The 8,501-nt window shown below is 64.7% G+C and carries 9 protein-coding genes and 1 pseudogene; 9 read left to right on the top strand and 1 reads right to left on the bottom strand.

The window, feature by feature from the left end:
- The 6 genes from leuS to rlmH all read left to right on the top strand — a co-directional run.
- The coding region (leuS, locus tag PF446_RS11525) for a leucine--tRNA ligase (protein WP_298071711.1) at positions 1–1,767 on the top strand (1,767 nt) is incomplete at its 5' end.
- Positions 1,768–1,769: 2 nt separating this feature from the next.
- On the top strand, positions 1,770–2,321 hold the full coding sequence (lptE, locus tag PF446_RS11520) for an LPS assembly lipoprotein LptE (protein ID WP_298071709.1): 552 nt from the start codon (positions 1,770–1,772) through the stop codon (positions 2,319–2,321).
- Positions 2,322–2,330: 9 nt separating this feature from the next.
- The gene (gene holA / locus PF446_RS11515; RefSeq protein WP_298071707.1) at positions 2,331–3,341 is read left to right on the top strand and encodes a DNA polymerase III subunit delta; all 1,011 of its coding nucleotides are present in this window, start codon (positions 2,331–2,333) and stop codon (positions 3,339–3,341) included.
- Positions 3,338–3,979: a nicotinate-nucleotide adenylyltransferase gene (nadD, locus tag PF446_RS11510; RefSeq protein ID WP_298071705.1), complete on the top strand. Its 642-nt coding sequence runs from the start codon at positions 3,338–3,340 to the stop codon at positions 3,977–3,979. The genes holA and nadD overlap by 4 nt, the downstream gene beginning before the upstream one ends.
- Positions 3,980–4,121: 142 nt before the next feature.
- Positions 4,122–4,478: a ribosome silencing factor gene (rsfS, locus tag PF446_RS11505; protein ID WP_298071713.1), complete on the top strand. Its 357-nt coding sequence runs from the start codon at positions 4,122–4,124 to the stop codon at positions 4,476–4,478.
- A gap of 123 nt (positions 4,479–4,601) precedes the next feature.
- Positions 4,602–5,072, top strand: coding sequence for a 23S rRNA (pseudouridine(1915)-N(3))-methyltransferase RlmH (rlmH, locus tag PF446_RS11500; RefSeq protein ID WP_298071703.1), 471 nt, complete (start codon positions 4,602–4,604; stop codon positions 5,070–5,072).
- On the opposite strand, the gene PF446_RS11495 is transcribed toward rlmH, so the two are convergent.
- Positions 5,060–5,371 (bottom strand): hypothetical protein, encoded by a 312-nt coding sequence (locus tag PF446_RS11495; RefSeq protein ID WP_298071701.1) that lies wholly within the window; start codon positions 5,369–5,371, stop codon positions 5,060–5,062. The genes rlmH and PF446_RS11495 overlap by 13 nt on opposite strands.
- Before the next feature lie 64 nt (positions 5,372–5,435).
- Here PF446_RS11495 and PF446_RS11490 point away from each other — a divergent pair, with 64 nt between their 5' ends.
- The 3 genes and pseudogenes from PF446_RS11490 to PF446_RS11480 all read left to right on the top strand — a co-directional run.
- Positions 5,436–6,011 (top strand): Maf family protein, encoded by a 576-nt coding sequence (locus tag PF446_RS11490; protein ID WP_298071699.1) that lies wholly within the window; start codon positions 5,436–5,438, stop codon positions 6,009–6,011.
- Between the two features lie 177 nt (positions 6,012–6,188).
- Positions 6,189–7,685: a ribonuclease G gene (gene rng, locus PF446_RS11485; protein WP_298071697.1), complete on the top strand. Its 1,497-nt coding sequence runs from the start codon at positions 6,189–6,191 to the stop codon at positions 7,683–7,685.
- Positions 7,686–7,733: 48 nt separating this feature from the next.
- Positions 7,734–8,501, top strand: a pseudogene (locus PF446_RS11480) (TIGR02099 family protein); the annotation flags it as partial.

The following is an 8,501-nucleotide window of genomic DNA, read 5'->3' as shown; positions in this document are numbered from 1 at the left end:
CCGGTCTGGGTCGCCAACTTCGTGCTGATGGGCTACGGCACCGGTGCGGTGATGGCCGTGCCCGGTCATGACGAGCGCGACCACGAGTTTGCCCTGCAGTACGGCCTGCCCATCCGCATGGTCGTGGTCGACGGCGGCGTGGTCGACGCGCTGAAGGAACTGGACCATGACATGAGCGCTGGCGTGGGCGCCGACCCGTTGCGCAACGCGCTGCGCGGTACCCACACCGACGTATATGAATCCAGTGCCGCGGTACGCACTATCGAGTCGTTCGAGCAGCGCGTCCAGGAGACCGCCGCGTTCACCGAACACGGCATGCTGGTCAACTCCGGTGACTTCGACGGCCTGGGTTTCGAGGCGGCTTTCGACGCCATCGCCACGCGTCTGGAGGCGGACGGGCGCGGCGCCCGCAAGGTCAACTGGCGCCTGCGCGACTGGGGCGTGAGCCGCCAGCGTTACTGGGGCTGCCCGATCCCGATCATCTACTGCCCGACCTGCGACGCGGTGCCGGTGCCCGAGGACCAGTTGCCGGTGGTGCTGCCCGAGGACGTGGCGTTCTCCGGAGTGAAATCCCCGCTCAAGGCCGATCCCGAGTGGCGCAAGACCACCTGCCCGAAATGCGGCGGGCCGGCCGAGCGTGAAACCGACACCTTCGACACCTTCATGGACTCGAGCTGGTACTACGCCCGCTACGCCAGTCCGGATGCCGCCGAACAGGTCGACGCGCGTGGCGACTACTGGCTGCCGGTGGACCAGTACATTGGCGGTATCGAGCACGCCATCCTGCACCTGCTGTATTTCCGCTTCTATCACAAGCTCATGCGCGACGCGGGACTGGTCAAGGGCGACGAGCCGGCAACGCGCCTGTTGTGCCAGGGCATGGTCATTGCCGAGACCTTCTTCCGGACCCAGGGCGATGGTTCGACGCACTGGTTCAATCCGGCCGAGGTTGAAGTGCAGCGGGACGATCGCGGGCAGGTGACCGGCGCGGTGCTGAAGGCGGACGGCCAGCCGGTCCGGATCGGCGGTATCGAGAAGATGTCCAAGTCCAAGAACAATGGCGTGGACCCGCAGGACATGGTGGACAAGTACGGCGCCGACACCGTGCGCCTGTTCTCGATGTTCGCGGCGCCGCCGGACCAGGCGCTGGAGTGGAACGAGGCCGGTGTCGAGGGCATGTCGCGTTTCCTGCGTCGGTTCTGGCGGGTGGTGGTTGCGCATGCTTCGCAGGCCGATCATCCCGTGGTGGATCCGGATGCGCTGGATGGCGACCAGAAGACCCTGCGCCGTTACGTGCACGAAACCATCGCCAAGGTCAGTGACGACTATGGGCGGCGGCAGAGTTTCAATACCGCGATCGCCGCGTTGATGGAACTGCTCAACCACGTGGCGAAATTCGACGACATGAGCGACCAGGGCAGGGCCGTGCGCCACGAGGCACTGGAGACCATGGTGCTGCTGCTCAATCCGATCACCCCGCATGCCAGCCATTGCCTGTGGCAGGAGTTGGGTCACGCAGAAACCCTGGTGGAGGATCAGCCCTGGCCGAAGGCCGATCCCGAGGCCATGCAGCGCGATGCGCTGACCATGGCGGTACAGGTCAACGGCAAGCTGCGCGGAACCATGGAGGTGGCCGTGGACGCAACGCGCGAGACTATCGTTGCGCTGGCGCAGTCCCTGCCCGGTGTGCAACCGTTCACCGAAGGCAAGATCGTGCGCAAGGTGATCGTGGTGCCGGGCAAGATCGTCAATATCGTGGTGGGATAAACATGAAAAACATGCGCTTTGCGGTCTGCGTCACGGTCATGCTCGGACTCGCCGCATGCGGTTTCCACTTGCGGCGTGGCGCCTCGTTGCCGCCGAGCATGCAGAAGGTTCATCTGGTGGTCAGCGGCGGCGGCGATTTGCCGCGTGAACTGGCGCGCACGCTGGAGTCCTCCGGTGCCACGTTGGTCGACGAATCCGGTCCCGGCGTGGCGGACTTCCATGTGCCGACGGCGGTGTTCACTACCCAGGCCCTGACCTTCACAGGGCGCGCGCGGGTGGGTGAATACGCCGTGCATTATCGCGTCGCGTTCCATGTCACGACCCATGATGGCCGCTCCATCGTGCCGCGCCAGCATATCGACATGACACGCGAATTCACCTACGACGCACAACAGCCGATCGGGACCGCGGCCCAAACCGAGCAAATCCACTCCAGCCTGGTGCGCGACATGGTGCAGGCGATCCAGTTCCGCCTGCGTGCCGCCGCCGAACACCCGCCCGCATCGGACACAAATGCGCCAGCGCCGAGCGCCAGCGCATCAGCGGGGAGTTGAGCGCCCACCATGCCGCTGAACGCCAACCGCTGGACCCAGCAGCTCAAGGCTGATGCCCTGCAGCCGGCCTATCTCCTCACGGGCGAGGAAATGCTGGTGCTTGAGGCTTCGGATGCCCTGCGTGCCCGTGCCCGCGAGCTGGGCTACAGCGAACGTGAGGTGATCAGCGTCGAGTCCGGTTTCGACTGGGACGACCTGGCGAGGGCCGCCGCCGGAATGTCCCTGTTTGCCCGTCAGCGCCTGCTCGATCTGCGTCTGCCCACCGGCAAGCCAGGGCGCGAGGGCAGCAAGGCCCTGGTGGCCTACTGCGCGGATCCGCCACCGGATACCGTCCTGCTGGTCACCTGCATGACCTGGTCGAAGAAGCACGAAGGTGCCTGGAGCCGCGCCATCGACAAGGCCGGCGTACATGTCGTGTTCTGGCCGCCGCGGGCCAACGAGATGCCCGCATGGATCGGTGCACGCATGGCACGCCACGGCATCCAGGCCGATGCCGATGCCGTGGCCCTGCTGGCCGAGCGGGTGGAAGGCAATCTGCTGGCGGCCGCGCAGGAGGTCGACAAGCTGGTGATGTTGCACGAAGGCGGACGGCTGGACGCCACGACCATGGAGTCGCTGGTCGCGGACAGCGCGCGCTTTGACATTTTTCGCCTGACCGATGCGGCCTTTGCAGGAGACACGGCCCGCGCGTTGCGGGTGATCCGTGGACTGGAGGCCGAGGGCGAAGAATTGATCCCGATGATGGGCTGGCTGGCCAGCCAGCTGCAGATTGCATTGCGTCTGTCCATGGCTGCGGATTTTTCTGCCCAGGCCAGGGCCGAGCATCTATGGCAGTCCCGCGAGCAACTGTTCCGACAGGCGTTGCGTCGCGCACCGCGCGGGCACTGGCAGCAATGTCTGAAACACGCCGCGCGCATTGATCGCATGTGCAAGGGACGCGAGCAGGGCGATCCCTGGCGCGAGGCACAGCGCCTGATGGCAATGATCGCCGATCCCCGCAGCACCGCGGCCCTGGCATGAGCCGTCAGCGACTGGTCCTGTTCGGGGGCACGTTTGATCCGGTTCACATCGGTCATCTGCGCGTCGCTCTGGAGGCCTCGGAGTTTCTGCAGGCGCCGGTGCGCATGATCCCGGCCCGCGAACCGCCCCATCGTGCACCGACGCGGGCGGGTGCCGATCAGCGCGCAGCCTTGCTTCGTGCCGCACTGAAAGGGCAGGACAGACTGCAGTTGGATACGCGCGAACTGGGTCGGGACGGACCCTCCTACAGCGTCGATACACTGCGCGACTTGCGTGACGAGGTGGGGCCTGAACCGGCAGTGGTGCTGCTGATCGGTGCGGACGCTTTTGCCGGTCTGGACCGCTGGCATCGTTGGCGGGAGATGTTCGAACTGGCGCATATCGGTGTGCTGACCCGGCCGGGTAACAACGGTGCAGCCAGTCCGGACCTGCAAACGGCGATCGCGGGCCGCAAGGTGAAGGATGCCGCCGCGCTATGGGAGCAGGCGTCCGGTGGCGTGGTCGACATCCCTGTCACGGCGCTGGATATCTCGGCCAGTCAGGTGCGCGAGCTCCTGGCCACGGGTCGTTGCGTGCGCTATCTGCTGCCCGAACCCTTGATCGAGTCTCCTGACCTTCTGGCCGTTTACCGGGATTGAGGTTCTGGCAACGCGGCGCGCTGCGGTTATACTGCGTGCAAGCGCGCCATCCGACGCGTTAACACGAGGTGCATGCCACTTGTCCGCAAGCCCGAATTCCGCTCAAACCAGATTTTCACAAACTCCCGCCGAGCACGACCTCCTGCGCCAGGTGCGCCATGCGCTGGACGAGCTCAAGGCCCGTGAAATCGTCGAGATCGACGTGCGCGGGAAGACCTCGATCGCCGACCAGCTGATCATTGCGTCAGGCACGTCCACCCGACACGTCAAGTCCATTGCCGATGAAGTGGTCAAGTTCGCCAAGCAGGCGGGCGTGCTTCCGCTTGGCGTGGAAGGGCAGGACGAGGCCGAGTGGGTACTGGTCGACCTGGGCGACATCATCGTCCATGTCATGCTGCCGCGCATCCGCGAGTTCTATGGCCTGGAACGGCTATGGGACGTGGGTGACGCCGAGGCGATCGACGCCGACTCCGACGCCGGAAACGCCGCCGGGAAATGAAAGTCGTAGCGGTGTCGCGCGTGGCGCCCACATGCTGTCGGCGGGAACAATGACCCCAAGGCGGCGGTCCCTGGGCGCTGGTGTAAACCGCGTTAAACTTCTAGTGTTTTTACCCGGTGGTCCATGCATACCCGTATCATCTCGGTAGGTGAACGCATGCCCGGCTGGGTGGCCGAGGGCTTTGCCGAGTATCACAAGCGGCTTTCCCGCGAGTGGCCGCTGGAGCTGGTCGAGATCCGTCCCGGCGCCCGCGGCAAGGGGCGCGACCTGCAGCGGGCGATCAGCGACGAAGGCGATGCCGTGCTGGCGGCGCTACCCAGGGATGCCCACGTGGTGGCCCTGGACGGACGCGGCAAGGCCTGGTCCAGCGAGGACCTGGCGCAGCACCTGGCCGACTGGCGCATGCTCGGCCGCGATCTCGCGTTCCTGATCGGTGGCCCCGACGGTCATGCACCGGCGGTACTGGAGCGCGCGGACCGACGCTGGTCGCTGGGTGCACTCACGCTGCCACATATGCTGGTGCGGCTGGTGTTGGTCGAACAGCTCTACCGGGCGGCGATGATCGTTGCCGGACACCCCTATCACCGCGCCTGAGCCGGGTTGCCGCCATTCTCCCCGCGGACACGCAGGCGGCGCAGGAGCAGGACAAGCAGTCCCGCCGCGCAGAGCAGTTGCGCGCCCGTCGCGATCAGCGTGCCGGTCAAGTAGCCTGCGACGAAGGCCCCCGGAGCGGAGGCGGTCTGGGCCGCGGCATGCATATGCCCCGTCACTTGGCCATCCAGCAGATGCACGACGTTGCGCAGTCCCGCGAAAAACAACTGCAGGCTGCTGAGGGCAAGAAGGGTCTTTACGGGCAGCTTCATGATTCTTCCTTGAACGACGGTCTGGCGCATGAAGTCTATCCAAATCCGCTCGTGGTCGTTTGGTGGACCCCGGCGCCGCCGGTATGCTGGCCACATGCTTTATCTTGCTTCCAAGTCACCGCGCCGGCGCCAGTTGCTGGATCAGATCGGCGTGCGTTTCAGCGTGCTGCAAGTGGATATACCCGAACTTCGCGGGGCCGGGGAGTCGCCCGAGGCCTACGTGCGCCGCGTGGCGCGCGACAAGGCGCTTGCCGGTCTGGCCGAAGTGAAGCAGGACCCGCAAGCCCACGTGCTTGGATCGGATACCGAAGTGGTGTTGGGCGACAGGGTGTTCGGCAAACCCGGGGATGCCGTACAGGCGGCCGAAATGCTGCGGCAGTTGTGTGGCCGCGAGCATCATGTGATTTCCAGCGTCTGGCTGCTGGACCAGGCGCATGCCCGCGAAGCAACCTGCATCTCCCGGGTGCGCATCGCGGAACTGGACGATGCCGACATCGCGGCCTACATCGCCACCGGCGAGTGCTACGGCAAGGCCGGTGGCTACGCGATCCAGGGGCGGGCCGCGGCCTTCATCGAGCACCTGGAGGGCAGTTATTCGGCGGTGATGGGTTTGCCGCTGTTCGAAACCGCGGGTTTGCTGCGAGCGGCCGGGCTGTCCAGGGGGCATTGAGTATCACGAAGGCGCGGGAACCGTGCTCCGAATCCCGGGGCCGACCCCGGGGACACGCTATGCTTGGAGCACGAATGCTGCCGATTGGCGGGAGCGTACCCTGCCACCGGATCGTGTGCGCGTCGACACTGGCCGTGCGCACCGGCTATAAGGATGCATGGCTTCAGGAGTTCATTGGTGAGTGAAGAGATCCTGATCAACGTCACGCCACGGGAGACCCGGGTGGCGGTGGTTGAAAACGGCATTTTGCAGGAGGTCTACCTTGAGCGCGCCTCGCGCCTCGGGTACGTCGGCAATGTCTACAAGGGCCGCGTGCAGCGGGTGATGCCGGGCATGCAGGCGGCCTTTGTCGACATCGGGCTGGAGCGTGCCGCGTTCCTGCATGCCTCCGACATCGTTCGTCCCACCCTTCCGGCAAGCAACGTTGAGGGCGGCAATGTCACGCCGGTCGGACAGGGTGGTAGTGGTACCCCTTCGATTTCCGGTCTGGTTCACGAGGGGCAGGAGATCGTGGTGCAGGTCATCCGCGACCCGATCAGCAGCAAGGGCGCCCGGTTGTCCGCGCATTTGTCCATTCCCTCGCGCTATCTGGTGCTGCTGCCTTACGCCAAGACCCTTGGCGTGTCCACGCGCATTGATGATGAGGACGAGCGCCAGCGACTGAAGGACCTTCTCGGCAGCCTGATCGGCGAGGACCCGCTTGGCTACATTGTGCGAACCAATGCCGAGGGACAGTCGGGAAAGGCGCTGGCCTTTGATGTCACCTACCTTGGCAAGGTCTGGCGCGTGGTTCAGGAGAATATCGCCAGCACCGCTGTTGGTGAGCGTGTCTACGAAGAGCTCTCGCTGCCGCTGCGAGCACTTCGCGACCTGTTGCACGATGGCATCGAGAAGGTACGCGTGGACTCGCGCGAGACGTTCGACAAGGTGTGCCGTTTCGTGCATAAGTTCATGCCCGAGCTGGAAGAGCGTATCGAGCACTACAGCGGTGAGCGGCCAATCTTCGACCTGTACGGGGCTGAGGACGAGATCAAGCGCGCACTGCGCCGCGAGGTACCGCTGAAGTCCGGCGGCCACCTGGTCTTCGACCAGACCGAGGCGATGACCACCATTGATGTGAACACCGGGGCCTACCTGGGCTCGCGCAATCTGGAGGAAACCGTCTACCGGACCAATCTGGAGGCCGCGCAGGCGGCCGCGCGACAACTCCGACTGCGCAACCTGGGCGGCATCATCATCATTGATTTCATCGACATGACCGACGACGAGCACAAGCGCCAGGTATTGCGAACCCTGGAGAAGGCGCTTGAGCGCGACCATGCCAAGACCACGGTATATCCGATGTCACCGCTGGGACTGGTCGAAATGACCCGCAAGCGCACCACCAAGAGTCTGGAATACCAGCTGTGCGAACCATGTCCGGCCTGCGATGGCCGTGGCACCATGAAGACCGCCGAGACGGTGACCTACGAGATCTTCCGCGAGATCACCCGCGCGGTGCGCCAGTTCGACGCCGAGAAACTGATGGTGTTGGCCAGCACCGATGTGGTGGACCGCATCCTCGAGGAAGAGTCGGCGGGCGTGGCCGAGCTGGAGGAGTTTATTGGAAAGACCATCAATTTCCAGTCCGAGGACCACTATCTTCAGGAACAGTTCGATGTGGTACTGCTCTGATCGTCCCGTAACCGACGGACTTTCCGCGGTGAAACGGGTATCCGGATATTGAACAAGGCAAGACGACATCCCTGGCGTCGGCTGCGTTTCTTCTGTGGTGGACTTGTGTGCACGGCGCTGATCGCTCTGGCGGTCCTGATCGGGCTGGTACAGGTGCTGCTGCCGCTGGCCGCGCATTATCCCGACCGTGTGGCCCAGATGCTGGCCACGCACCTGCACCAGCCTGTGCGTTTTGCTTCGATGAAAGGATTCTGGCAACCCTCGGGACCATTGCTGGTCCTGCAGGACGTGCGTATCGGAAAGCCTGGCGGTTCGCCGTTGAAGCTGCCGACCGCCGACGTAAAGCTCGACCTCGGTGCCCTGCTCAGGCCTGGCAAACCCCTGGTCAAGCTTCGTCTGCATGACCTGCACGTGAATCTGGTGCGTGACGCGCATGGCAACTGGAGCGTGGCCGGTTTCGGCGCCGGGGCCGGCAAGAGCCAGAAGCTGGACCTGAGCGAATTGCCGGGGAGTGTGTGGCTCGACAACCTGCGCATGAACATCAGCGATGCGGTCGACAATCGCACCTGGAGCCTGGTTTCCGACAGCCTGCGTGTAAGCAACGACGGCCAGACGTTGCGTCTGGCCGGAACCCTGCGCAGGCCGCACCTGGAGCATGACCTGCACGTAGCCGGAAGCTTCACGATCGATGGCGACACCGGTCGGCTGTACATGGGCGGAAACAATGTGGACCTGGGTCAGTTGCTGGCCGGTGTGGATGTGGCCGGTCGTGGCGTCGACAGTGGCCGGGGCGATCTGGCGATCTGGCTGGACTGG

The sequence above is a fragment of the Oleiagrimonas sp. genome, assembly GCF_027858935.1.
Classification (GTDB): Bacteria; Pseudomonadota; Gammaproteobacteria; order Xanthomonadales; family Rhodanobacteraceae; genus Oleiagrimonas.
Note: the sequence above shows the minus strand (reverse complement) of the source record. Positions and strands in the feature narration are given on the sequence as shown.

Bases quoted from the DNA above. Each gene is read 5' to 3' on its own strand.
- nadD (WP_298071705.1), top strand. From the start codon at position 3,338: ATGAGCCGTCAGCGACTGGTCCTGTTCGGGGGCACGTTTGATCCGGTT.
- PF446_RS11495 (WP_298071701.1), bottom strand. From the start codon at position 5,371: ATGCGCCAGACCGTCGTTCAAGGAAGAATCATGAAGCTGCCCGTAAAG.
- rlmH (WP_298071703.1), top strand. From the start codon at position 4,602: ATGCATACCCGTATCATCTCGGTAGGTGAACGCATGCCCGGCTGGGTG.
- PF446_RS11490 (WP_298071699.1), top strand. From the start codon at position 5,436: ATGCTTTATCTTGCTTCCAAGTCACCGCGCCGGCGCCAGTTGCTGGAT.
- holA (WP_298071707.1), top strand. From the start codon at position 2,331: ATGCCGCTGAACGCCAACCGCTGGACCCAGCAGCTCAAGGCTGATGCC.
- lptE (WP_298071709.1), top strand. From the start codon at position 1,770: ATGAAAAACATGCGCTTTGCGGTCTGCGTCACGGTCATGCTCGGACTC.